Origin of the sequence: Paenibacillus apii, assembly GCF_011043685.1 — a bacterium.
GTDB lineage: Bacteria > Bacillota > Bacilli > Paenibacillales > Paenibacillaceae > Paenibacillus_AQ > Paenibacillus_AQ sabinae.
In genome coordinates this window covers 148,909-174,281 of sequence record NZ_JAAKGU010000012.1, presented here as the reverse complement: position 1 = coordinate 174,281, position 25,373 = coordinate 148,909, and the positions used below count along the sequence as shown (strand labels likewise).

Below are 25,373 nucleotides of genomic sequence, written 5' to 3'. Positions count from 1 at the left end.
ATGTCAAACCTTTTTTCAGTATAAAAAAAGCACCGATTGGTGCTCTTTTGAGGGTGCAGAAGCAAGGGCTCTGCCGAAAAGGAAGGGCGGCTATTCTTTAGCTTTGACTCAGCCGGTTGGCCGGGGAAGGGGAAGGAGAGATTGCGGGACGGGAGGTGGCTTTCTCAAGCTCCGCGGCAAAGAAACGCTGAAGCTCCTCGGCCTTGCGCGGGTCGTCCAGCGGAGTTTTACCTGTAAAATAATGCTCCACGACAAGCTCCCAGGTGGGGATGATCTTTTGCGCCAGAATTGCTTTGATCGCGATCTTGACCATCTTGCGCTCCCGGGCGTTGGAGAAGGTGTCTTTGTAGTATTTCACCTGATCCAGATCCAGCTCGCTGTAAATCCCGCGGAAAATATCTGCCGTCATGCGAGCGTCGCCCAGCGCCCGGTGCGCGGAGCCGGCGGATTCCAGGCCCAGAAGCTCCATGGCGCTTTCCACGCTGATATCGTTCTTCAGGCCGCGGGCGCGCAGGAGACCTTTGAGCAGATCGTAGTACGGCGTCTTCAGCCAGTAGGTGTCGTCCAGCTTATGCATGCGGGTGTCCTGGATAATGCGCTTCATATCTTCACCGCCCCAGGTTAGCAGCAGCACGCCATCCGGACTTTGGTCGAGCCAGCGCAGGAAGGCGGAGATTACTTTGGGAAAGCGGGGGGCGATATCGATTTCTTCCTGCGGAATCCCCGTTTTTTTCTTAATGAAAGAGTTCAGCGTAGCGAAATACACGGGTTTGATCAGCGAAGTGAACTCGTCGACAGGACGAAGGGAAGCATCAAGCCGCACGGCCCCGATCTCGATAACCTCCATCGGATGCTCGCTGGCAAACTTACGGCCGTTGAATTCAATGTCCAGTATGATATAATCCACAAAAGTTGCCTCCGTATATGTTGGACTGGCGCGATTTTGACGCACCGATTCTTCTATTTTAGCAAATTGTTCCCGGATTGACTTCCTTTGAGCCCCATTTTACAATTTATTAACCTGACCACGTGAAAAGGAGAGAAATAGTGATGGCAATGGAAATCGAGCGCAAGTTCCTGCTTCCAGAGTTTCCGCAGCAGCTCGTTCAGGAGGGGAAGCTGACTGTTCACAGCCGGCAGCGCATTGAGCAGACCTATTTGGCGATTGACGGGCCGCAGGAGCTGCGCGTGCGCAAAATCGAAGATCTCGCTTCCGGCGAGGTGCATTACACGCATACCTTCAAGAACGGGCTGGGCATCAGCCGGGAGGAAATCGAATACGAAATCTCGCAGGGCCTGTACGAGCAGATGATTCGGGCCGTCCGGGCGGTGCCGCTGATCAAGGAACGGATTACCGGCGAATGGAACGGCATAACGCTGGAAATCGATGTCTACCATCAACTGAAGCTGACGGTTGTCGAAGTCGAATTTCACTCCCTGGAGGAGGCTCAGAGCTTCGAAGCGCCGGATTGGTTCGGGCAGGACGTCAGCGAAGAGAAGCAGTACAGCAACAAGACTGTCTGGAAAGAGCTTCAGAAAACGGACCTGTAAAGGCGGCGAAACGTTAAAAAGCGCAAAACAGGCGAAATCGTGTAATATTCACCGGACTTTAACACATAAACGTGTTAATATATAAGGTAAATTCGAAAGCGCGAAATTCAGGGGGCTGAGTAGAAAAATGCAATATATTAGCACTAGAGGCAAGGTCGAACCGAAAGGTTTTATCGATACGGTCTTGATGGGCCTGGCCGATGACGGCGGATTGATGATTCCGGACGTGATTCCTTCCGTGTCCGCACAGACACTGGAGGAGTGGCGCTCCTTAAGCTTTCAGGAGCTGTTCCTGAAGATTTTCTCCTACTATACGAACGGCGAAATTCCGGACGGCGACCTGAAGGATATGGTCGAGCGGAGCTACGCTTCCTTCCGCCATCCGGAAGTGACACCGCTTAAGGAAATCAATGATTCGCTGTATGTGCTGGAGCTGTTCCACGGGCCGACCTTTGCCTTCAAGGATGTCGCGCTGCAGTTCATGGGCGAGCTGTACTCTTATATTTCCAGAGTGCGGGGCGAAATTATTCATATCCTTGGCGCAACCTCCGGCGATACCGGAGCGGCGGCCATTGCGGGCGTTCGCGGCAAGGAAGGCATCAAGATCTGCATTCTGCATCCCCATAACAAGGTCAGCAAGGTGCAGGAGCTGCAAATGACGACGGTGGACGATGCCAATGTGCTTAACCTGTCGGTTAAAGGCAATTTCGACGACTGTCAACAAGTCATCAAGGAGCTGTTCGCAGATCTGGACTTCAAGAGCCAGTACCATTTGCGGGCGATCAACTCGATCAACTTTGTACGGATTTTGGCCCAGACTGTCTATTATTTCTACGCCTATCTGCATCTGCCGCAGAGCGTGCAGGGCAAGACGGTCAATATCAGCGTGCCGTCCGGTAACTTCGGCAACATTTTCTCCGGCTATCTCGCCAAGAAGATGGGTCTGCCGATCGGCAAGCTGATCATCGCCACGAACGAGAATAACATTCTGGAGCGGTTCGTGAAGACCGGAGAGTACAAGCCCGGCGATTTCAAAAGCACGCACAGCCCTTCGATGGACATCCAGGTGGCCAGCAACTTCGAACGGTACCTGTACTATCTGCTTGGCGAGGACTCCGCGAAGGTATCCGATTACATGGCGAAACTCCAGCGTGAAGGAGTCATTACGGTTGATTCGGCGCTGCTTGAGCAGGTACAGACCGAATTTGCCGCGCTTGGCGTGAAGAATGACGAGTGTCTGAACGTCATTGGCAAGTACAAGCAGGAATCCGGCTATTTGCTTGACCCGCATACCGCCTGCGGCATTGCCGCTTACGAAGCGTATAACGGGCCGGGCGAGATCGCTATTACATTCGCGACCGCGCATCCTGCCAAGTTCGACGAAGCCATCTCCCTGCTGAAGATCAGCCAGGAATTCCCGGCGCAGATCGCCGGTCTGTCGGCGCTGCCGCAGCATATGACCGTGGTGGAGCATGACAAGGCCGAGATCGCAAGACAGCTCGAGGCGTTCTATACGCTATCCGCCGAGATCGGATAAGGAATAAAAGAATGCCATTCAAGGGAGAGATAGCTGCATGACCATTCGTTTTGGCGTAGTCGGAACCAACTGGATTACGGACCGCTTTTTGGAGTCGGGACTGGAAAATGAAGATTTTCTGCTGACCGCCGTGTATTCCCGCAGCGAAGAGAAGGGGAAAGCATTCGCCGCGAAATACGCCGGAGCCTCCGTATACACCGATCTTGCGGCGATGGCGGCAAGCGACGAAATCGATGCCGTCTATATCGCCAGTCCCAATTCGCTCCATGCGGAGCATGCGATTACATGCATCAATCACGGCAAGCATGTGCTGTGCGAGAAACCCGCCGCATCCAACGCGGCCGAGCTGCGAAGCGTTATCGAAGCCGCGCGGCGCAATAATGTGCTGTTCATGGAAGCGATGAAATCGACACTCGTTCCCAACTTCAACATTATCAAGGAGAACCTTTATAAAATCGGCCGGGTTCGGCGGTACTTCGCCAGCTACTGCCAGTATTCCTCACGGTATGACGCTTTCCTTCAGGGGACGGTGCTGAATGCCTTCAATCCGGCGTTCTCTAACGGCTCTCTGATGGACCTCGGCACTTACTGTCTTTATCCCATGGTCGTGCTGTTCGGGAAGCCGGATACGGTGAAGGCGACAGGTGTAATGCTATCCTCCGGCGTTGACGGCGAGGGCAGCATCGTTATGGGTTACGGCGATATGGATGCCGTCGTGATGTACTCCAAAATTACCGAATCCTATCTGCCGGCGGAAATTCAGGGCGAGAACGGCACGATGATCATTGACAAGATCAGTCAGCCGTACGAGGTCAAGATTCGCTACAGAGACGGAATTGTCGAGGAACTGACCCTGCCGCAGACCTATGAGTCGATGTACTACGAAGCTGAGGAGTTTATCCGCCTGTTGAAGGCGGGAGAACGCGAGAGCTCCGTCAATTCGCATGCGAGCTCGCTGGCGACGGCGGAAATTATGGAGGATGCGCGGCGACAGCTTGGACTCCGCTACGCCGCGGATCAATGGTAAGAGAAACGGAGAGCGGAGCTTGAAGACATTTAAAAAGGTATACATCGAGATTACAAGCGTCTGCAATCTGGCTTGCAGCTTTTGCCCGCAAACGGCAAGGCAAGCGAAGTTTATGAACACGGAAACGTTCAATGCCATTTTGGATGAGATCAGGCCGCATACGTCGCATATCTATCTTCATGTCAAAGGCGAGCCGCTGCTGCATCCGCGAATTCACGAGCTGCTGGATGCCGCGCATGACAAAGGCTTCAAGGTCAACATCACGACCAACGGCACGCTGATCTGCAAGGCGGGGCCCAAGCTGCTCGGGAAGCCGGCGCTGCGGCAGATGAACTTCTCGCTGCACAGCTTCGACGGGCATGAGGGCTCTGAGGACCGCGATGGCTATCTTGGTCAAATCATTGCATTTGCCAAGGAGGCTGCTGCGCAGGGCGTCTTCATCTCCTTCCGGCTGTGGAATCTCACGCTGGACAATTTGACGAATCTGCAGAGAAACCGCAACCGTGAGACGCTGTCCGTGCTGGAATCTGCATTCGGCCTGGACTACCGGATCGAGGAAAAGATCGTTCCCGGCAGCAGCGTGAAGATTGCCGAGCGGATCTTTCTGAACCAGGACCATGAGTTTCAGTGGCCCAGTCTTACCGCGCCTGAGGATGATGGCCAAGGCTTCTGTCACGCCCTTCGCAGCCAGGCCGCCATATTGGTCGACGGAACGGTGGTGCCCTGCTGCCTGGACGGTGAAGGCGTCATTAACCTCGGCAACGTCAACGAGACGCCGTTCTCCGACATCGTGGAGGGAGAACGGGCGAACCGGTTGTTCTACGGCTTCTCTCGCAGGGAAGCGGTGGAGGAGCTGTGCCGCCGGTGCGGGTACCGGCAGCGGTTCGGGTGAACCGGGCAGGGCGGCGACTATGATCGCAGGAGCCGGCCAGCGGCTTGCTGGGGCGTGTGCCTTATGAACGAGGCGATTCGCCTGGATTGCTGCTGCTGTATCTAATGATTGGGTCCAGCGATAGGATTGAATATAAAAAGAACCTCTCCGTTAGGTTGGAATGGGTTGGCGAACCTTCCATTTTAACCCGGAGAGGTTTTTTTGCGTGGATGGATTTAAAGAGCGTGAAACGGAATTTCTCCCGTTTATTTTTCCCTAGAGTACCTTATGCCAAGCATAAACTGGAATTTCTCCCTCTTAATCCTGCGTTTTCCCGAAAATGAATCAAAACCGGCAAATAAGCTGGAGTTTTTCCTGCTCATGGTCCGGGTTAGGCTCGATTTGCGATAATAAAAGGGAGTTTTTCCCGTTCGACTGAAGAAAGGATGCAGTCCTTGCCTCGTCCGGGTAGGGTATGGTCACTCGGTTAGGAAACAGGCACTTGAATAGGAAACGGTCTCTCGATTAGGAAACGACACTTGGGCAGAAAACAGTCACTCGAGTAGGAACCGCTCCCCAGTTATGTGGATTCCCTGGCTTTCAACGATTACCCGGTACCGCTGTAACCCGCCGGACGTTTCAGCTCTGCGTCGCTTCTCTGCGAGAGGCTTCGATCGATGCTGTTAACCGTTCCGCCTCCCCAGAGGCGTGATAGGCGTTCAACACCGAGGCCAGCAGGCCGGGGAAGCGGGCTTCCAGATCCTCTGTGCGGACGCTGGAGATGCGCTGGGTGCCCTGCACCCGAACGTGAAGGATGCCGGCTTCCCGGAGTGTCCGGTAATGGTGGGAAAGCGTCGATTTGACGACGGGAACGGCAATATCGCCGCATCTCCGTTCGCCCGATTTATGGATCACATCCACAAGGTACAACCGGATAGGATCGCTGAGCGCATACAGGACCGAGGACAATTGAATATCCTGGCGGTCCGGGTGATTCAGCACTTTCATCGCATTAACCTCCTATCGTTATTTGTTGCCAGCGATTGCGTTCTTTTGTACGTCCACCTGCCTGACGGGGATAACCCCCGCTTTCGATTTCCGGAACGTCACGAAGGAATAGATGATCAAAGCCAGCCAAATGAAGGAAAAGCTGACCAATTCGATCTGTGAGAACGGTTCGTTAAACAGGAAAATGGCAAGCAGCAGGCTTGTCGTCGGAGCGATATACTGGATAAACCCGACGAGTGAATACGGGAGCAGCTGCATGGCTTTGGCGAACAAGAATAAAGGTGTTGCTGTCGCTACGCCCGCGAGCAGGAGCAGCACAGCCGAGAAAGGCGCCAGGGAAGCGAAGATTCCCGCTCCGTGGGACTGAACGTAGATCAGGTAGGCAACTGCGGCGGGAAGCGCGATAATCGTTTCTCCGGTCAGACCCAGCAGGACATCCAGGTTGGCTATTTTTTTGGCAAGTCCGTATAAGGAAAAAGTAACGGCCAAAGAAATGGCTACCCACGGAATCTGTCCGTATTGAAGGGCCATGATCAGAACGCCGACGCCGGCCAGAACGATGGACAGCCACTGTCCCGGCGACAGCCGTTCTTTCAGGAAGACCACCGCGAACAAAACGCTGATCAGGGGATTCATATAATACCCGAGGCTCGTTTCGATCACATGATTATTGTTGACGGCCCAAATGAACAGAAACCAGTTCGAGCTGATCAGAATGGAGCAGAGAACTACGGCGATGAGACCTCTTCGGCTGGAGCCTACGCTCTTTAGCCGCTGCCACTGCTTCGAGGCGGTCACGAGAACGGCCACAAACACAAAGGACCAGGCAATACGATGCGCCAATATTTCCCACGCGGGTATCGCGGTAAACAGGCGCCAGTATAAAGGCAAAAACCCCCATGCCAGATAGGATAGGACCGCATAAAGGATCCCCTTGTTCATTAATTGTACCCCCAGTACATTAAATCCAGAATGTCATTTCATTCTTAAGTTTGATGACAATCGAACTACAGAATAATCGCAATATAACATAAAGCCGAATGCTATGCAATGATATGTACTCATAAATGATATGTACTCATAAACTTCCACCAACCAGTCAATTGCCATCCTTCATTTAGCCCTATCCGCGCGGCTGTCTTCGCCCGTTCCGCCACGGCCGGGGGACAGAAATTCCCCGTGCACTGGGGCGGCGACTTCTACGCCGACTACGAATCAATGGCCGAATCCCTGCGCAGCAGCCTGCAGCTCGGCCTGTCCGGCTCCGGCTTCTGGGAACCACGATCTCGGCGGCCCCGGTCTTCGACGATTCGGGCGAGGCCGTCTACTATCTGCCGGAAGGCCGATGGACCTCTCTCCTGACCGGCGAGACGGTGGAGGGCGGTTCCTGACGCAGGGAACGGCATGGCTTCCTGAGTCTGCCGCTGTTCATCCGGCCGAATACGCTGCTCGCAGAGGGCCGGACCGATCACCGTCCGGATTACGAGTATGCGGACGGCGTGACGCTGGGTCTTTACTCGCTGGAAGACGGAGCTTCGGCCTCCGCGACCGTGCGCTCCTTGAGCGGCATGCCGGAGCTGCGCGTCACCGCGAGCCGCGACGGCAGCGCGATCGCCGTAGAGGCTGAAGGCAGCGGCAAGCCGTTCAGCCTGGAGCTGCACGGACTCGGAACGATTGCCTCGGTGTGGGGGGCGGAGCGGACCGGTGAAACCGCCGTTGCTGTTGCCGCGGGTGCCGAAGCCGTATCGTTCCACCTGACGCTGGCCTAAAGCCGCCCTGAGAACAACAAAAAGCCTCCAGCAACAACGCGGTTCAGGAACGGGAGTGACCCTGTTAGTGAGACAGGGGTCACTCCCGATCCGCCGCGTTAGCTGGAGGCTTTAATATTAATGCAGTACGCCTGCCGGTTCGGCGCTGATCTTCAGCGTCTCATCCAGCCAGGAGAAGACGCGGTGATTGAACAGCAGCAGGGCGCCGAAATGGCAGTGTTCTTCCCCGCCGTCCTCCTTGGTGAGCTTCAGATAGGTCTTCGGGCAGGACAATGCATCGGACAGTCTCTCGGGCTGCCCGGCGAAGAAATGATCCTCTTCCGCCTCGCAGACGAGCGTAGGGCAGAGCACCTGGTCCGCGACGCCCTCCATCGTGCAGGGCTCTGTCTTCCAGGCCAGCTCGCTGAGAGAGTTCGCCTGGAAGGTGAACATTCCATTGTCTACCGCCCAACGGACGCTGCTGTGATGCTCCATGATCTTGGCTACGGTTGCTTCGTACTCCTCGAAGGTATAGTCCGTTCGGCCCGCCATGAATTTCTGGCCCATTTCCCGGAAGCGGAACGTGTGCACGCCGTCGTTGGCGATGCAGGCGGCAAGGCGATGCTCAAAGGCCGCTGCCCGGGGCGCGAGATAGCCGCCGAAGCTGATGCCCATCAGCGCGATGCGGCCGGGGTCCACCTCGGGACGGCTGACTGCATAATCGACAACCGGCGTAATGACCTTCTCCCAGTCATGACGGAAAGGAATCCGCTGCTCGCGGATCACGGAGCCTTGGCCGGGACCCTCGAAGGTAAGGCAGTGGTAGCCCCGCTGGAGAGCGGCGGCGGCTCCGCCGAAATACAGCTCTTCGCCCGTGGAGTCATAGCCGCCGTGAATAATCAGGATTGGACGGGGCTCCGTGGCGTCTGCCGCTGTATAGAAGTAACCGGAAAGCGTCGTTCCTTCGTACGGAATGCTGACCTGCTCCACTTTGGCGTCCATCAGCTTCGCCGTTTGTCTGAAGGTGTCGCGGCTCAGCTTCCAGGTGGAGAGCATGCGCGGATCTTCGGGGCTCCCGTGCAGGAAGAACTCCGAGGTGCGGTAATAGTTGGAAGCGCGGAGATACGCCTCCCGTGCGCCGATGCGCTGGCCGGCGGCCAGTGCTTCATCCGCCAGCGCATGTGCGCGTTCGGCGACCCGGAACCATTCCTTGTGCCAGCTCTCGAAATCGCCCTCAACAATGCGGGAGGCGGTCACCAGCCATTCGCCGATATCCGCTCCACCGTATGGCGCATAGCTTATCGTCCGCAGCAGTTCAAAAGAATAGGCTTCATCATTGAAAGGCTTGGTTCAACTGGAATCGCATGAGCGTGAGTCCTACCGTCCGGCGCGCAAAGTGTACAGCATCACGGACAAAGGAGTTGAATTCCTTAAAGATTGGGTGCTGGAGGCGGATGAGCCGCGAGCATTGGACGATTTTATGCTAAAGCAGTACAATTCCTGGCTGGTGGAACCGGAGGCGATGATCGGTGTTTTGCGGGCGAAACGAACAGAGCATGAAGAACGTCTGAAGATTTACCGTGCCAAAATCGCGGGCTTCCGCGAGCAGCAGGCCGTCTTTCCCGGCAGGGACCCGCTGTTCTCCTCGATTGCGGTCATTGAGATGGGCATCCGGAATGAGGAGAGCTATATAGAATGGTGCGACAGGGTGATCGAAGCGCTGGGCAGGGATGAGATATAACCCGAATTTCAGCGAAAAAAAACCCGGGGCAAGGCTTTATGGTTGTGTCTATTTTGTGACATTGCCTATATAATTGGAGTAGCTGGTCATGTGGAACATTCCGCTTTGCGCTGGAAGGAGACGATGAACATGTCGAAAGCAAGACCTCCCTGTTAATCTCTAAAATCGGGCCTAGAGCGCGCTCCGCCCAAGATTCCGGTTGGAACCGTCCAATCCGAATCGGGAGGAGATACACGCATGACGGGTTTGCGCAATTTACGGGTGCTGTATGCGGTGCGTTTTTTTGGCAGTCTCATTCCGGCTTATGTGATCGAGAGGCTGTATTGGGAAGAACGGGGTATGAGCATTCAGTTGGTCGTATATACGGAGATGATTTTTGCGGTGACGGTTGTGCTGCTGGAGCTTCCGACCGGTATTATTGCGGACAGATGGAGCCGCAAGCGGATGCTGGTTCTGGCCTCGCTGCTCGGCTGCTTCGAGTTTCTGATTCTGCTCTATGCGGATTCGTTCCGGCACTTCGCGCTGGCCGTATTTCTCGCGGCGGTGGGCCGAACGGCGGGAAGCGGCGCGGAGAATGCGCTGCTCTACGATTCGCTGAAGGCGGCCGGACGAGAGGAGTCCTTTGAGCAGGCGCTGGGCCGCCTGAATGCCGTCGACATCGCCTCCACAATGCTCGCCGCCATGTGCGGAAGCGTTCTGGCCGGCCGCTTCGGCTATGGGCTGAACTACTGGATTTCGCTGGCCAGTTCGATTGCCGCGCTTTTCTTCACGTTCATGCTGGTTGAACCTGCCGCAAGCGGCGAGGCGGAGAGGGAGAAGGGGATGCCTGCCTCGGCATCTATTGCGGACTCCGTGCGCTTTTTCAGAAGTAATCGGGGCGTCCTCATGGTTATGCTGTCCGGAATGGTGACGGGGGCGTCGCTGAACTTCATCGATGAATTCTGGCAGCTATATCTGGACCGGGTCGGGATTCCGCCAGCAGCCTTCGGGTTGTTCTCGGCGTCGATCTTTCTGCTCAGGCTTCCGGGCAATATCCTTGCCTACAAGCTGAAAAGCCGCCTGGGGAGCAGGCTGCTGCTGACGGCGGTTACCGCCGTCCTTGCCGCGGGCTTCCTGTATCTGTCCATGGCGCGGAACGCCAGCGGTCTGGCGGCGATCTTACTGATCTGTCTGGCCGGCGGCTTGATCGAACCGCTTGCGGCCGGATATTTGCATCACCGGATCGGCTCGTCCATGAGAGCGACGCTGGATTCGTTTCAGTCGCTGGGCCTTAATGCGGCGCTTATCGCCGCCGGCCTCGGGTTCGGCTATTTTTCATCCCGCTGGGATGTGTTCGGGGGCTACGGCTTTATCGGAATGCTGTGTCTGGCATTCGGCGTTTATTTCGCATTTGCGTCTTCAAAAATATAAAAGCAGCTCCTCCCGGTGAACGGGGTGCGGCCAAGGCCGTCCCCTTATAGGGGGGGCTGCTTTTTTTGGCGCTGTGAGCTGAAGGGAGGAGCGTTTCTTTCGCTCGTCCGGACAGCTTGCGGATAGGGCTATCCCGCCCGAAACGCGATGCGCTAATGTAGGCTCCTGAATTGTTCCGGAGTCGTCCCGGACAGCTTGCGGAAGGTGGCGACAAAATGGCTGGCGTCCCGAAATCCGACCCGCTGCGCGATGGATTTGACGCTGGCTTCCGGGAGGCCGATTAGCAGCTCCTTGCTCTTGCGGATGCGCAAGCGGATGAAATAGGCGTAGGGAGATAAGCCGAATGTATGCAGGAACAGGCTGTTCAGGTAGCGGCCGGACACCCCGATACGCCCGGAAAGGTCGTTCAGGCCGATATCGGGATTGCCGTAGCTTTCTTCCATCCAGGCGAGCAGCGGCTGAAGCTTGCCGAGATTGCCGGAGATGGACCTCCGGTCATCTGCGCTCCCGCAGGAGCTTAAAGCGAGCAGAAAACGGTAGGCGCCCGCCGAGGCGTTCTGCCCGAACGGGTCGGCCTCCTTCTCCTGGAGGTTCAGCAAAGCTTCGACCATATTGCCCACGGGCGCGTCGTCTTCCCACTGGTGAAAGGAGGGGCCGCTTAAGCCCAGGGATAGCAAAATGCTGTCCGCGGAGCCGCCAGCAAAGGTCAGGTAATAGGTACGCCAGCCGTCCCGCACCGCTTCATAGCGATGGGGTAATCGGGGAGGGAGCAGTACGCCGCTGCCCCTGGGAAGGAACATCCGCTGTTCCCCGAAAAGAATCAGCCCCTGCCCTTCGGCCGTCTGTAGCCAGTGGTAGGCCGGATAGCCGTCCGGGCGGCTGACCCGCTCCTGCTCGGGATTATACCCGATGCTGTCGAGGGCAATCGGCAGACGGCTTCCGGCTTCGGGAGCGAAAATAATTCGGCGGTGTCCATGGGTTGCCATGCGGTTAACCTCCTGCGAAATGGGTAAGTAGAGAAGCGGCACAGAGCTGTGCTGGTTCCATATTCTTATATGTGATGCGGAAATATTATATTTAACCGCCAATTTTAAGCGATTACAATGAGAATATACTTATACTGTAAAGGATGTGCCGCACGTGATCAACGATAAACTGCCGAAGATTTGGTATGGAGGAGATTACAATCCCGAGCAGTGGGAGCCCGAAGTATGGGCGGAGGATGACCGCCTGTTCCGGCTGGCGGGGATTGATGTAGCTACGATTAACGTGTTCTCCTGGGCGATGATTCAGCCGGATGAGCATACCTATGATTTCTCGGCGCTTGATGAGACGATGGACCGGCTGTACCGCAACGGAATCTATGTATGCCTGGCTACGGGTACCGGGGCGCATCCGGCCTGGATGGCGCGCCGGTACCCGGAGGTGACCCGGGTTGATGCCAAAGGCAGGAAACGCAAGTTTGGGGGACGGCATAACTCCAACCCGAACAGCGCGGTCTACCGTACATTTTCCTCCCGGCTGGCGGGCAAGCTGGCGGAGCGGTACAAGGATCATCCTGCGCTCGTGGCCTGGCATGTCTCGAATGAGTACGGGGGTTACGACTACTCCGAGCAGTCCGAGGCGGCCTTCCGCGAGTGGCTGAAAGCGCGGTACGGCACACTGGACGCCTTGAACCGGGCGTGGAACACGCGCTTTTGGGGGCACACGTTCTACGATTGGGAGGAGATTGTTCTCCCCAGTGAACTGACCGAGGAGTGGAACGGGAGCCGGACCAACTTTCAGGGCATTTCGCTCGATTACCGCCGGTTCATGTCGCACAGCCTGCTGGAGTGCTACCGGCTGGAATACGACGCGATCCGGGAGCACAGCAAGGATGTGCCGATTACGACGAATCTGATGGGCTTTTATAAGGAGCTGGATTATTTCGAATGGGCCAAATATTTGGATGTCGTGTCCTGGGACAATTATCCTTCGCTGGACACGCCCGTCAGCTTTACGGCGATGACCCACGACCTGATGCGCGGCTTGAAAAGCGGCCAGCCGTTCATGCTGATGGAGCAGACGCCGAGCCAGCAGAACTGGCAGAAGTACAACTCGCTCAAGCGGCCCGGCGTGATGCGGCTTTGGAGCTACCAGGCGGTGGCGCGAGGAGCGGACACCGTCCTGTTCTTCCAGCTGCGCCGCTCGGTAGGCGCCTGCGAGAAGTTTCACGGCGCGGTGATCGAGCACGCCGGGCATGAGCATACGCGGGTGTTCCGCGAATGCGCGGAGCTGGGCCGGGAGCTGCAGCTGCTCGGCGGCGAGCTGCTGGACGCCCGCAGCGCGGCGAAGGTCGCCATCCTGTTCGACTGGGAGAACCGCTGGGCGCTCGAGCTGTCGAGCGGGCCAACGGTCGCGCTGAACTATGTGAACGAGGTGCATAAGTATTACGATGCGCTGTTTGCCCAGCATATTGAGGTGGATATGGTCGGCGCCGAGGAGGACTTGACCCGGTACGAAATCGTCATCGCGCCGGTGCTGTATATGGTGAAGCCGGGCTTTGCAGCGCGGGCGGAAGCTTTTGTCCAGGCGGGGGGCACGTTCGTGACGACCTTCTTCAGCGGAATCGTCGACGAGCATGATCTTGTTACGCTGGGGGGCTACCCCGGGCCGCTGCGGCCGCTGCTTGGCATATGGGCGGAGGAGATTGACGCGCTGCTGCCTGGCATGAGCAATCAAATCGTGATGGAGCGGGAATGGAAGAAGCTGAGCGGAAGCTATGAATGCGGCATCCTGTGCGATCTGATCCATACGGAGAACGCGGAGACGCTGGCGCGTTACGGCTCCGATTTCTATCAGGGCATGCCGGCGCTTACCGTCAACCGGTTTGGAGAGGGCAAAGCCTACTATATCGCTTCCAGCCCGAATGCCGATTTTCTGCAAGGCTTCCTTGGCAATCTGTGCGCGGACAAGGATATCGAGCCGCTGGTCCAAGCGCCACAGGGAATCGAAGCCGCGCGCCGGATAAAGAACGGAACGCCGTACCTGTTCCTGCTGAACCACACGGGCGGGGAACTGACGACGGAGATCGGCTCCGCCGGGATACATGATCTGCTGACAGGCGAGGAGGTAACGGGCACGGTCCGCGTTCCGGCGAAGGGCGTTAGGATATTGAAGGGATAGCGCGAAGCTGTCCTTTTTCTTTTTGACAGATGGACTGGTTTGGGACTTTGCGAAATGCCGGGTAATGGAACGGGCGCCCGAGATAACGGCGGGATGGTTCCGCGGTCAAAACGGCGGGCTGGCTACTGAGGCAGTACCCGCGGCTTCGCTGGCCTCATTCCGCCGCCGGGTCGATCCCCGCAGAACGACGCTGGTATCCAGATAGATGGTTTCCTTATGGCGGTCCGGCTGTTCAATCCTGTTCAGCAGCGCCTCGACGACGCGGGTGCCGAGCTCGTATGGATAGGTATGAACGGTGGTCAGCGGCGGGTCAATGATTTTGGCGTTGGCAATGTCGTCAAATCCTGTCACTTCAATCTGTTCGGGCACCTGAACCTTCAACTCCTTGAGCGCACGGACCGCGGAGATGCCGATATCATCATTGGCGCATACGAATGCGGTAGGGAGCGTGGCCAGGCTTTTCAGCTGGGCCGTCATCCACTCGACGGACAGGTAAGGCTGCGTGTCGTCCGGCGTGATGCTGAAGGCGGGGTCTGGCTCATATCCGGATGCCCTCATCGCGCGCTCGAACCCGAGCCATCTCTCGTAAAAGCTGCGGCAGTGATGCAGATCCCCGATAAAGCCGATATGCTCATGCCCTTCATCGATCAGCGTTTTGGTAAGGGTATAGGTGGCGAACTCGTTCTCGACCATTAGGATGTCATACTTGTGGCTGTCAAAGACGGTGTTGGGCAGGGAGTCGATGAATACGGTCGGAATGCCGGCGCCGAGGATCGTTTCAATGTAAGGCTTATGAAAAATCTCAATGCACACAATCCCGTCGATGTTAAACGGATTGATGTTGGCCGGCAGGGCGTTGTTTCGGATATCTTCGGGCTTGACCAAGGTCAGAATCAGATTGAATCCCCGGGCGCTCAGCGCCGTTTCCATGCCTTTGATCGTCTCGGCGTAGAAGCTGATGACGTTAATGTCGCCGCGGGTGAGCAGCGCGATGTTCCCCATGTTTATGCTGGAGAAATTTTTGTATTTCAGCTCGGCCGCCTTTTGGAGAATCCTCTCCCGGGTCCCCTCGGGGATTTGCGGATGGTTGTTCAGCGCTTTGGAAACCGTGTTGCGTGACAATCCCAAAGCATCAGCGATATCTTGAATGGTCACTCTTTCAGCCATAGACAGCATGCTCCTTTTTGACTCATGGTTTTTTCAAAATATATCTTTTTATCATTTTTGTGTGCGAGTGCAAATAAAAATGTAAAGGATAAATGTGATGGGGAAATGTAAACAAAAATGCCCAAAACAAGAGAATAAAAAGCACAAGCAGCAGATTTCTATCTAGTATTGACGAATTTACTCGTTTTAACATCTTATTATATAACCTTTTTCAGCGGTTGCATAGGATATACTTGCCCATGGAATCGGCTTGGGAGGCGTTTTCCTGAAGATGACGCTGATGGCCGGACTTTCATTCAGACAGGCAAGGATTTGAACGGATCAAGAGAAAATTTTTTTGTGAAAAAGCGCTTTAAAAGTGATTGACACTTGGAATTGGAAGCGCTATACTTCAATTGCGTCAAAGTTCTTTACATTTGTAATGAATAATGTAAATAAATTGAGATTAGAGATGTCTATTAAACATGCTTGTGGAGAGAGCTGGAAGTCGGGTCAATGGAGGTTAACGATGACTGAAACGTACCATGAGCTTTACCGCCCGCAATATCATTTGACACCGCCGGAGGGGCCGATGAGCGACCCGAACGGTATGGTGTTCTATGAAGGGGAGTATCATCAGTTTTATCAATTTACGGGTAGATGGGGGCATGCGGTAAGCCGCGATTTGCTGCACTGGGAGCATCTGCCGCTGGCGCTTGTAACCGATGAGCTGGGCGACATCTGGTCTGGAAGCGCCGTGGTGGACTGGAACGACAGCAGCGGTTTCTTCGGCGGCGGCAGCGGTCTGGTGGCCATCTTCACCCACTTCAAGGATGGTTTACAGTCCCAGAGCATCGCTTACAGCCCGGACAAAGGCCGGACCTGGGTGAAGTATTCGGGCAATCCGGTCATTCCCAATCCCGGCCTGAATGATTTTCGCGATCCGAAGGTACTCTGGCATGAGCAGACGGGCCGCTGGGCGATGGCGGTCAGCGTGGACCGGGCCATTCACTTCTACAGCTCGCCCAATCTGCGAGAATGGCAGTTTGAAAGCGTGTTTGAAGGTACCGGCTGCCAGGATGCGGTATGGGAGTGCCCCGATCTGTTCCAGCTTCCCCTTCTGGGAGAGCCGGGCCAGAGCCGCTGGGTGCTGCATGTCAGCATCGGGGACAACGAGGTGACGGATGGCTCCACCGCCCAGTATTTCGTCGGACACTTCGACGGCCGCCGCTTTGTCTGTGAGCATGAGGGCAGCGCTCCCCGGTGGACCGATTACGGGCAGGACTTCTATGCCGCCGTTTCCTATTCGGATATTCCCCGGGAAGACGGCCGGACGATCTGGCTCGGCTGGACCTCCAACTGGCAGTATCCGTTTCATTCGCCCACCGAGCCTTGGAAAGGCGGCATGTCGATTCCAAGGGTGCTGAGGCTTGCAAGAAACGGCGCCGGCGAGCTTCATCTGGCGCAGCAGCCGGTTCAGGAGCTTGAGAATTTGCGTGAAGAGCCGGTCCGCTTCGGTCCGGTGGAGGTGAAGGATGAAATTCTCCGCCTGCCTTTCTCGGGGCTGTCGTACGAGTTCGAGGCAGAAGTAAGCTGGGACCGCGCGGCGGAATGGGGAATCCGCGTCAGGGTCTCGGATGACGGCGAGGAGCATACCGTGCTGGGCTTCAGCCCGGAACGCGAAGAGCTGTTTCTCGACCGCCGCAAGTCAGGCTTCAGCGAACTGCCGAAGCGCACGGGCGGAACGGCGAATTTTGCCAAGGTATTCCGGGCGCCGAGAAGCGGTGAAGACGGCAGGTTGTTCTTGCGGGGCTTTGTCGATGATTCGGTCATCGAGTGGTTCGTCGGAGACGGCGAGGAAGTGTTCACATCGCTTGTATACCCCCGCCCGGAGAGCGGAGGACTGGAATTGTTCGCCCGCGGCGGAAACGCCACATTCAGCCATTTTACGGTTTATCCTCTGAAATCGGTTTGGACATAAGCACATTATAGAAAAAATATTTTGGAACAGGATGGTGACCTTCTGTGAGCAATACGCTGCAAAATGAAACGGTGCCAATCACCAATAGCCGCTACAGGCTTCAATATCATTTAATGCCGCCTGTCGGCTGGATGAACGATCCAAACGGACTCATTTATTATAAAGGCGAATATCACGCGTTCTACCAGCACTACCCTTACGGCCCTTGGCAGGGACCGATGCACTGGGGACATGCGAAGAGCAAGGATCTCGTGCATTGGGAGCATCTCCCGATCGCGCTGACACCCTCGATGCCATACGACAGCGGCGAAAATACGGTGTACGGCTGCTGGTCGGGCAGCGGGGTGGACGATGGCGGCGTGCTGACGCTGATCTATACGGGACATGTGGAAAGCAACAATCCGGTCGAGGTGCAGTGCATTGCACGTAGTACGGACGGCATTCATTTTGAAAAAGGGCCGGTTAGCGTCATTGATGGCCCTCCGGATGCGGAGTGCTTCGGCTTCCGCGATCCGAAAGTGTGGAAGCGCGGCGACAAATGGCATCTGGTTGTCGGTTACGGCAAGGACGGCAAAGGCAAGGCGCTTCACTATACTTCAGCCGATCTGGATGAATGGACCTACGAAGGGATTGCGGCCGAGAGTGACGGAACGATGGGCGATATGTGGGAATGCCCCGATCTGTTCCCGCTTGGAGAAGGGGCGGACAGTCATGTGCTCATCTTCTCTCCGATGAATATTGCGCCCGTCAAGACGCTGTATTTGTCCGGACAGTTCGACTATGATACGGGAAAATTCAGCAATCAGCATAAGGACCGGGTGGACTACGGCTTCGACTTCTACGCGCCGCAGACCTTCGAGGATGCGTCGGGCCGCCGGATTATGTTCGGCTGGATGAATATTTGGGGAGCGGAGATGCCGGAGAAGGAAGACGGCTGGATGGGCGCCTTCACTCTGCCGCGCGTGCTTACGCTCGCGGAAGACGGCAGCCTGCTGGCTAACCCTGCCGAGGAACTGAAGGCGCTGCGGGGCAGCCATGTGGACGCGGCCAACGTCCTGCTGAAGGACAGTGAAGATTTCATTCCGGGTGGAGCGGCAGGAAACGCGCTGGAGATTGAAGCCGTTTTTGCGGCCGATTCTTCGTCCGATGCCGAGTTCGGCCTGCGCGTACGCTGCTCGGAAGACGGCTTGCAGTATACGGAAATTTCCTATAAAGCCTCCGAAGGCGTACTGCGGATGAACCGTGACCATGCCGGAGCGGGCGAGGGCGGCGTCAATGATGTGACGCTCGCTCAGACGGAGGACGGACGGATCAAGCTGCGCGTATTCCTCGACAGCTCTTCGGTAGAGCTGTTCGCCAATGACGGACGCCGGACGATTACGAACCGGATTTACCCGCTGGAAAGCAGCCTCGGCCTCAAGCTGTTCTCAAGAGGCGGAGATACCCTGCTTGAAACGCTGAATATCTGGCGGTTGGAATCGGATCAGGCGGAAGCAGCAGGAGAATAATTGGCCCCGGGGTATGCCTGCTGTGGAAGACGACTAGAAGTCTTGAGCATAGCAAGACAGAATGAACTTTATAGGATGAACTTGCAAAATGGCATCAGGGTAAGGAGTAACGAAGGGGAAGTTTGGAACTGTAGGAGCGATAGCGATCGCCTTTGTCACCAGATTTCATCCGCGAATAGCGGTTTTAATTAAGAAATCTGGTGACAACAGCGGCCGGAAGTCCAAACATTCCTCGTAGTTACGACTGATATCTGATGTAAAAAATTCAAGTTCGGCTTATATAGAGGAAAAAGCGGCCTGAAACTTGGGTCGCTTTTCTTCAGCAGTAATGGACAGCGCTTACATGATATCAAGAATGGGAGTGAATGCGTTGGGAAGAGGGAAGAAGCTTCGGGGGAAAGTCTGGTTAAACGCGTGGGTTGCCGTACTGCTGCTGGGAACGGTTATATTCCCGGGTTCCTATTCGGTGGCGTCGGCGGCGTCGGTAACAGACGTTACGTATGGGGAAAACATTTCTGAGAGCGCTTCAACAAGTGGTGTGATCAGCAACTTAAGCGGGTGGACGTCAAGAGACAAAGGGAGCATTGAGGAGACGGCGGATGGCCTGAAGCTGTCGTCCTCGGAGAACGGCTTCGCGCTGTCCGCCGAGCAGGGAGAAAGCTTTAGCTACGAAGCGGACGTAACGCTGCTTCAGGACAGCGGGGTCGTGTCGCTCGTCTTCCGCTCGAACGACAGCGGCTGGGGCTCGTATATGGCGCAGCTTGATCCGGGCGCGGACATTCTCAGACTGAAGGATGCGAACGGCGACCGGCTGCTGAAGGCGGAGAGTGTGCCGCTGGAAGCCGGGCAGACGTACCACCTAAAGGTAACAGCGGAGGGCGCGTCGCTAAAGGTGTATTGGAACGGGGGAAGCGAGCCGCTGATTCAGGTAAGCGACTCTGCTTATACCGGCGGGTATTTCGGTATGCATGTCTGGAACAGCGCGGCGGTGTTCCAGAATATTGATATGCAGGTCATCAACACGGAGACGAGGCCGGGAACGGTGAACAGCAACCTGAGCGGCTGGGCGGCGAAGGACAAAGGGAACATTGAGGAGACGGCTGACGGATTGAGGCTGTCATCTTCCGAGAACGGCTTCGCGCTGTCCGCCGAGCAGGGAGAAAGCTTCAGCTACGAAGCGGACGTAACGCTGCTCCAGAACAGCGGGGGCGTGTCGCTCGTCTTCCGCTCGAACGATAATGGCTGGGGCTCGTATATGGCGCAGCTTGATCCGGGAGCGGACATCCTGAAGCTGAAGGATGCGGACGGCGACCGGGTGCTGAAAGCGGAGAGCGTCCCGCTGGAAGCCGGGCAGACGTACCACCTCAAGGTAACGGCTGACGGCGATTCGCTGAAGGTGTACTGGAACGGCGAAAGCGAACCTCTGATTCAGGTGAGCGATTCCGCCTACACCGGCGGTTATTTCGGCATGCATGTCTGGAACAGCGCAGCCGTGTTCCAGAATATCTATGCCGGCCCGATCGGCGATCCGCAGCTGATTGACATGTTTGGCGTTAGCAGCAATCTGACGGGATGGACGCAGCGAGGATTTGGAAGCGTTTTCTCAAGCCCGGAAGGCCTTCAGCTGTCCGGAGCGGGAGCTGCAACGGTCATGTCGGATACCTACGCCAGCGACTTCACTTATGAGAGCGATATTACGCTGAAATCCGCCGATTCGTCTGGCTCCCTTCTTCTGCGCTCGGATGCAGAAGGGCGGAAGGCGCTGCTGGTTCAGGTCGATGGCAAAGCCGGCAAAATCCGCCTGGCCGATGCGAGCAGCGGACAGGCGGACCGCCTGTGGATCGAGAAGAGCATCGCGGTCCTCCCGGATGTCAGCTACCATGTAAAGGTTAAAGCAGAAGGTAACCGAATTCATGTCTATTGGAACGGCAAATACGATCCCATAATCAGCGCTGAAACGGAGCTGTATTCCGTAAATGGGGGCCTTGGCCTTCGCGCGGCGGGAACGGCGGTGTTTCAGAATATTGAAGTGAGTGATCTGCTTACGAATATAGAAGGTCTGACGGTCGCGGAGACGTCCTGGACGAAGGATCTTCGGGGTATGAAGGGAACGGCGCAGGGCGAGCAGTGGTCCAGGCATCTTTCCCAGGTGCAGGCGAACGACTTCGTGCTGGAGGGTGACGTTACCATCGCTCCGGATACTCCTTCCGCCGAAGCGGGACTGCTGCTTAGGGCGAGCGCCGACGGCTCGGAGGGCTACTTGCTTGAATTGAATGCGGATAACGGCACGGTACAGCTGATCAAGTCCGGAGCGGGAGGGCAGGAGGTGCTGGCAAGCTCTTCGGATATTCCGCTGGCAGCCGGGAAGCAGCACCATGTTGAAATTCATGCCGCGGGACCCGAAATCTCGGTTTATGTGGACGGCTACGCCCAACCGGCAGCAAGTGCCGAGGACGCAGGCTATGCTTCAGGTCTGACCGGCCTGGCCGTAAAAGGCGGCAGCGCCTACTTCCAGAATGTCTATCTGACGCCGTCAAGCGGATATTACAACGAAAGCTACCGTCCGGCCTATCATTACACTCCAGCCCGCGGCTCGGTTAGCGATCCGAACGGACTGGTGTATTTTGAAGGAGAATACCATCTGTTTCATCAGGACCGCGGACAGTGGGCCCATGCGGTCAGCACCGATCTCGTTCACTGGCGGCGTCTGCCGCTTGCGCTGAAATGGAATGACATGGGCCATATCTGGTCGGGATCGGCGATTGCGGACGAGACGAACGCCTCGGGGCTGTTCGGGAGCTCCGGGGGCAAAGGCCTTATCGCCTACTATACATCCTTCAATCCCGACAAGACCGGCGGCAACCAGAAAATCGGGCTGGCTTACAGTAAGGATAAGGGGCGCACCTGGCAGTATTACGGGGACGGTGCGGTTATCCAAAATCCGGGCTATGTAAGCCCCAATGAACCGGGGAACTGGGATTTCCGTGATCCGAAGGTCGTCCGGGACGATGCGAATAACCGTTGGGTCATGGTCGTTTCCGGCGGCGATCACATCCGCTTCTTCACCTCGGAGAATCTGATCGACTGGACGCTGACTGACAATTTTGGCTACGGCAGTTATATCAGAGGCGGAGTGTGGGAATGCCCCGATCTGTTCCCGCTTCCGGTGGACGGCGACGCCTCGAGTTTGAAGTGGGTGCTGATGCTCAGCACTGGCGCCAATCCGAAGACGGACGGCTCGGACGCGGAGTATTTCATCGGCGACCTGACGCCCGAGGGCAAATTCGTAAACGATAATCCGGCAGGAACGGTGCTGCGAACCGACTACGGCAAAGAGATGTACGCTACGACTTCCTTCGCCAACGAGCCGAACGGACGGCGGATCGCCTTGGCCTGGATGACCAACTGGGACTATCCGTTCAGCTTCCCGACCTCTCCGTGGAAGGGAGAACTGACGGTGCCGCGCGAATTGTCGCTGAAGACGACAGCGGACGGCCTTCGTCTGGCGCAGGCACCGATTGCGGAGCTTGAAACCCTGCGGGGCGCGCCATTCTCAGTTGAAGGCACAGTCGTCTCCGGGAATACGGGCAATATTCTGGCCTCGTCATTCGGCAATGCTTATGAAATCGAGGCCCAGCTTGAGCTGCCTGACACGGGGGCCGCTTCGGAATTCGGATTCTACCTGCGGGAAGGCGGCGAACAGCGGACCGCTGTCGGCTACCGGACCGGAGAAGGCACATTATTCGTTGACCGCACAGCTTCCGGACGGACCGATTTCTCATCCAAGTTCTCCACCCAGCATGAGGCCCATGTGCCGGCGGTAAATTCCAAGCTGAAGCTGCGCATTCTTGTGGACCAATCCTCCATCGAGGTGTTTGCGGCAGACGGCACGGTGGTGTTCTCCGATGTGATTTTCCCGGGTGCGGCGCGGAGTGGCATGAGCTTTTACGCCAAGGGCGGCGCAGTTAAGGTGAAGTCCATCAAGGTATATCCGCTGAAAAATATTTGGAACAGCGAGTTTCAACCTGGCGATTCGGCCGGCCGGATTATTCTGGACAGCAGCCTGCTGGAGCTGGGCTCCGGGGAATCCAAGGAGATCTACGCGAATGTGATGCCGCATGAACTTGCCCGGGAGCTGACCTGGACCTCCAGCGACGAATCGGTCGTCAAGGCCGAGCCGACCGGTACCGGCAGCGCCGTGCTGAAGGCTGTGGCGCCGGGGACTGCGGCCGTTACCGTACAGACGTCTGATGGAAGCTTGTCGTCCGTCATTCAAGTGACGGTGGGAGTATTCCATACGAATCTGAACAACTGGAAGCCGAATTCCAGCTGGGCGGTGACAACCGAGGGTATCCGGGGAACCTTTGACAGCGACTCCAACTATATGTCGGGGGATCGGGCGGCGGACTTCACCTTTGAAGCCGATATGATGCTCCCGGACACCGGGGGAGCCGGATCGATGCTGTTCCGGTCGAACGCCGACGGTACGAGCGCCTATTACTTCAACCTTGATCCCAATTTGAAGGCGGCGCGGCTGTTCTACATGGCGGACGGCCAATTCCAGGACCGGCAGGTGCTGGCGAAAGTGCCGATGGCCGTGACCACGGGAGTGAAGCATCACGTCAAAATCACCGCCGCAGGCACTCGAATTACCATCGAGCTGGACGGCCGGCAGATTATCGACGTCGATGACGACACCTATCTTCAGGGCGCATTCGGCGTAAATGTATTCGGAGGGGACGCCTATTACCAGAATGTCAATGTAACCGGGGCAACACAGGCGGACGATACGCTATACCGTTTCATAAACGAGGGTACCAAAGCGGCGCTCGCGGCCGACAGCCAAAGTTCCCTCGCAATGCTCAGAACGGCGCCTGAACAGGAATCGGTCAATCAATACTGGAGCTATTACCCGATCAAAAATAACGCCTACACGATCCGGACAGGGGGAAGCGGCAAATCGCTCGACTGGGATACGGGGGCGAATAAGGTTCAATTGTACGCTTATCTCGGCTATGACAATCAGCGGTGGCTGGTGAATGGGAACCCGGACGGAACGCTGACGATTCTGTCCAAATTCCAGCCGGACCGGGCGCTGGAAGCCCGGGAGGATGGAACGGTGACGCTTGGCGCCGTCGACGGCTCCGACCGGCAGAAATGGCGCGCCGTGAAAGTGGAGGCCGGAGGCGGCGAGCCTGAGCCGCTGCCGTCGGCTGCTCCGTCGGCGGCACCATCGGCCGCACCATCGGCGGCACCATCGGCCGCCCCGTCGGCCGCGCCGTCCGCGTCGGCGTCGGATGAGCCGTCCGCGTCGCCGGCACAGCCGACCCCGGCGCCAGAACCGGCGCCCGCTCCGGCCCAGACGCCCTCGGCTTCTCTTCAGCCGGGGGATGCCGTGACGGGCACCGTCAATCAGGCTTCGGCAGCCTTCTTCACCGCTGCCAAGACGGAGCAGGGAGGCGGATCGGCGCTGGCGATCACGCTTGACGGCGGCGCGCTGAAACAGCTGGCCGACGGCAAGGCGGCCGATCTTCAGATCAAAGTCGGCGTGAAGCAGGACGTTGTGGTAAGCGGCTTGTCGGCCGCCGAGTGGAACGGGCTGCTTCAAGGCGGCAGCCGCCTCACTATCGGCACGCCGGAGCTTACCTTGACGCTGCCGCCGGTATCGCTAAGCGATGCGATCAAGGAGCTGGGCGGCAATGTGAAGGCGGAGGACATCGGAGTGCGCCTGTCCATTCAGCGGAGCGGAGACGCCGCAAGCGCGGAGAAGACCGCCGCCGGTCAGGGCTATCGGTTGCTGGCCGATCCGCTGACGGTGAAGCTGACGCTAAGCTACAAGGACAAAAATGTGTCAGCGCCCTTGAATGCTCCGGCGGAGCTGCTCCTGCCGCTTCCGGCGGAACAGGGGGGAACGAAGGATGGAATTGCCGCCGTTTCGGTTCAGGATGGAGGACAGCTGTTCGCGGTCCCGGCTGCGCTTAGGACCGTGGATAACACCCGGTACGCCGTGATCCACGAGGCGGCCGGTTACCGGACGTACGCGCTGCTCGGCGGCAGAACGTCCTTCTCCGACACCCCGGGGCACTGGGTTCAGGGCATCGCGCAAGACCTGGCGGACCGCCTGATGCTCGCGGGCGACGGCAGCGGCCAGTTTGCGCCGGATCGCAAGGTTACGCGTTCGGAACTGGCGGCGCTCTCCGTCCGAAGCCTGGGGCTAATGGGCAGGGAGATCGCTTCCCCCGCCTTCAGCGATATCCCAGCGTCCTCGTGGGCATACGGCCCGGCGGAGCTTGCGCATCAATACGGGCTCGTTACCGGCTATCCCGGCGGCGTCTTTGACGGCGGCAGCGAGGTGAGCAGGGAGCAGGCTATGGTGATCGTCTACAACGCCATCTCCCTGATCAAGGGCGGTCATCCTCAGGCTGACCCCGCTAAGAAGGCGGATAGCCTGTCTGCTTACCGGGACCGCGGCGAGCTGTCTCCATGGGCTTCGGCTGCCGCAGCCTATCTTATTGAAAGCGGCATAGTCCTGGGAGACGGCACCAGCGAGCTGAGACCGAAGGATACGCTGACAAGAGCGGAAGCGGCCGCCTTGATTCACCGCGTGCTTCAGGCAAACGGCTGGATTGACTGAAATGGCGCCTAGCGCTTGAGCGGAGCATGTCCGCAGGGTTCGTGGA

Annotated in this window: 16 protein-coding genes and 1 pseudogene; 11 read left to right on the top strand and 6 right to left on the bottom strand. The window is 57.1% G+C overall.

Features of this window, described 5'->3' with window-relative positions; translation table 11 throughout:
• Positions 1–97: 97 nt before the first annotated feature.
• On the bottom strand, positions 98–907 hold the full coding sequence (locus tag G5B47_RS21400; RefSeq protein ID WP_165102541.1) for an exonuclease domain-containing protein: 810 nt from the start codon (positions 905–907) through the stop codon (positions 98–100).
• A 143-nt stretch (positions 908–1,050) separates the two neighbouring features.
• Between G5B47_RS21400 and G5B47_RS21395 the strand changes: the two genes are divergently transcribed.
• The 4 genes from G5B47_RS21395 to G5B47_RS21380 all read left to right on the top strand — a co-directional run bounded on the left by G5B47_RS21395 (position 1,051) and on the right by G5B47_RS21380 (position 5,007).
• On the top strand, positions 1,051–1,551 hold the full coding sequence (locus tag G5B47_RS21395; RefSeq protein ID WP_165102538.1) for a CYTH domain-containing protein: 501 nt from the start codon (positions 1,051–1,053) through the stop codon (positions 1,549–1,551).
• A 127-nt stretch (positions 1,552–1,678) separates the two neighbouring features.
• Positions 1,679–3,088: a threonine synthase gene (gene thrC / locus G5B47_RS21390; protein ID WP_165102536.1), complete on the top strand. Its 1,410-nt coding sequence runs from the start codon at positions 1,679–1,681 to the stop codon at positions 3,086–3,088.
• A gap of 37 nt (positions 3,089–3,125) precedes the next feature.
• Complete coding sequence (locus G5B47_RS21385; RefSeq protein ID WP_165102533.1) at positions 3,126–4,115, top strand: Gfo/Idh/MocA family protein; 990 nt, start codon at positions 3,126–3,128, stop codon at positions 4,113–4,115.
• Positions 4,116–4,134: 19 nt separating this feature from the next.
• Complete coding sequence (locus G5B47_RS21380; RefSeq protein ID WP_235957265.1) at positions 4,135–5,007, top strand: radical SAM/SPASM domain-containing protein; 873 nt, start codon at positions 4,135–4,137, stop codon at positions 5,005–5,007.
• Positions 5,008–5,625: 618 nt separating this feature from the next.
• Here the strand turns inward: G5B47_RS21380 and G5B47_RS21375 are convergent.
• Both G5B47_RS21375 and rarD read right to left on the bottom strand, forming a co-directional pair.
• Positions 5,626–5,994 (bottom strand): ArsR/SmtB family transcription factor, encoded by a 369-nt coding sequence (locus G5B47_RS21375; protein ID WP_165102527.1) that lies wholly within the window; start codon positions 5,992–5,994, stop codon positions 5,626–5,628.
• A gap of 18 nt (positions 5,995–6,012) precedes the next feature.
• Entirely contained in the window at positions 6,013–6,936 is a 924-nt protein-coding gene (gene rarD / locus G5B47_RS21370; RefSeq protein WP_165102524.1) for an EamA family transporter RarD, read from the bottom strand.
• A gap of 189 nt (positions 6,937–7,125) precedes the next feature.
• Between rarD and G5B47_RS26220 the strand changes: the two are divergent.
• Positions 7,126–7,763, top strand: a pseudogene (locus G5B47_RS26220) (TIM-barrel domain-containing protein); the annotation flags it as partial.
• Positions 7,764–7,880: 117 nt separating this feature from the next.
• Here the strand turns inward: G5B47_RS26220 and G5B47_RS21360 are convergent.
• Positions 7,881–8,999, bottom strand: a complete 1,119-nt coding sequence (locus G5B47_RS21360; RefSeq protein WP_328804609.1) for an alpha/beta hydrolase family protein — start codon at positions 8,997–8,999, stop codon at positions 7,881–7,883.
• A gap of 79 nt (positions 9,000–9,078) precedes the next feature.
• On the opposite strand from G5B47_RS21360, the gene G5B47_RS21355 reads away from it, so the two are divergent.
• The gene (locus G5B47_RS21355; RefSeq protein ID WP_165102521.1) at positions 9,079–9,483 is read left to right on the top strand and encodes a PadR family transcriptional regulator; all 405 of its coding nucleotides are present in this window, start codon (positions 9,079–9,081) and stop codon (positions 9,481–9,483) included.
• A 237-nt stretch (positions 9,484–9,720) separates the two neighbouring features.
• Complete coding sequence (locus G5B47_RS21350) at positions 9,721–10,893, top strand: MFS transporter (protein ID WP_165102519.1); 1,173 nt, start codon at positions 9,721–9,723, stop codon at positions 10,891–10,893.
• 152 nt (positions 10,894–11,045) lie between these two features.
• On the opposite strand, the gene G5B47_RS21345 is transcribed toward G5B47_RS21350, so the two are convergent.
• A complete protein-coding gene (locus G5B47_RS21345) occupies positions 11,046–11,879 on the bottom strand; it encodes a helix-turn-helix transcriptional regulator (protein ID WP_165102516.1) in 834 nt (277 codons plus the stop codon).
• A 154-nt stretch (positions 11,880–12,033) separates the two neighbouring features.
• Between G5B47_RS21345 and G5B47_RS21340 the strand changes: the two genes are divergently transcribed.
• Entirely contained in the window at positions 12,034–14,058 is a 2,025-nt protein-coding gene (locus G5B47_RS21340) for a beta-galactosidase (RefSeq protein WP_165102513.1), read from the top strand.
• A gap of 105 nt (positions 14,059–14,163) precedes the next feature.
• Here G5B47_RS21340 and G5B47_RS21335 read toward each other — a convergent pair whose 3' ends face one another.
• Positions 14,164–15,225, bottom strand: a complete 1,062-nt coding sequence (locus G5B47_RS21335) for a LacI family DNA-binding transcriptional regulator (RefSeq protein WP_165102510.1) — start codon at positions 15,223–15,225, stop codon at positions 14,164–14,166.
• A gap of 508 nt (positions 15,226–15,733) precedes the next feature.
• Between G5B47_RS21335 and G5B47_RS21330 the strand changes: the two genes are divergently transcribed.
• The 3 genes from G5B47_RS21330 (at position 15,734) to G5B47_RS21320 (ending at position 25,327) form a co-directional block, all read left to right on the top strand.
• On the top strand, positions 15,734–17,185 hold the full coding sequence (locus G5B47_RS21330) for a glycoside hydrolase family 32 protein (RefSeq protein WP_165102507.1): 1,452 nt from the start codon (positions 15,734–15,736) through the stop codon (positions 17,183–17,185).
• A gap of 44 nt (positions 17,186–17,229) precedes the next feature.
• Entirely contained in the window at positions 17,230–18,693 is a 1,464-nt protein-coding gene (locus G5B47_RS21325; RefSeq protein WP_328804608.1) for a glycoside hydrolase family 32 protein, read from the top strand.
• A 370-nt stretch (positions 18,694–19,063) separates the two neighbouring features.
• Positions 19,064–25,327, top strand: coding sequence for a GH32 C-terminal domain-containing protein (locus tag G5B47_RS21320; RefSeq protein ID WP_165102505.1), 6,264 nt, complete (start codon positions 19,064–19,066; stop codon positions 25,325–25,327).
• Positions 25,328–25,373: the final 46 nt, after the last annotated feature.

What these genes read in the sequence shown, in the direction of transcription:
- G5B47_RS21395 (WP_165102538.1), top strand. Translation starts at nt 1,051, where the DNA reads ATGGCAATGGAAATCGAGCGCAAGTTCCTGCTTCCAGAGTTTCCGCAG.
- thrC (WP_165102536.1), top strand. Translation starts at nt 1,679, where the DNA reads ATGCAATATATTAGCACTAGAGGCAAGGTCGAACCGAAAGGTTTTATC.
- G5B47_RS21385 (WP_165102533.1), top strand. Translation starts at nt 3,126, where the DNA reads ATGACCATTCGTTTTGGCGTAGTCGGAACCAACTGGATTACGGACCGC.
- G5B47_RS21375 (WP_165102527.1), bottom strand. Translation starts at nt 5,994, where the DNA reads ATGAAAGTGCTGAATCACCCGGACCGCCAGGATATTCAATTGTCCTCG.
- rarD (WP_165102524.1), bottom strand. Translation starts at nt 6,936, where the DNA reads ATGAACAAGGGGATCCTTTATGCGGTCCTATCCTATCTGGCATGGGGG.
- G5B47_RS21350 (WP_165102519.1), top strand. Translation starts at nt 9,721, where the DNA reads ATGACGGGTTTGCGCAATTTACGGGTGCTGTATGCGGTGCGTTTTTTT.
- G5B47_RS21345 (WP_165102516.1), bottom strand. Translation starts at nt 11,879, where the DNA reads ATGGCAACCCATGGACACCGCCGAATTATTTTCGCTCCCGAAGCCGGA.
- G5B47_RS21335 (WP_165102510.1), bottom strand. Translation starts at nt 15,225, where the DNA reads ATGGCTGAAAGAGTGACCATTCAAGATATCGCTGATGCTTTGGGATTG.
- G5B47_RS21330 (WP_165102507.1), top strand. Translation starts at nt 15,734, where the DNA reads ATGACTGAAACGTACCATGAGCTTTACCGCCCGCAATATCATTTGACA.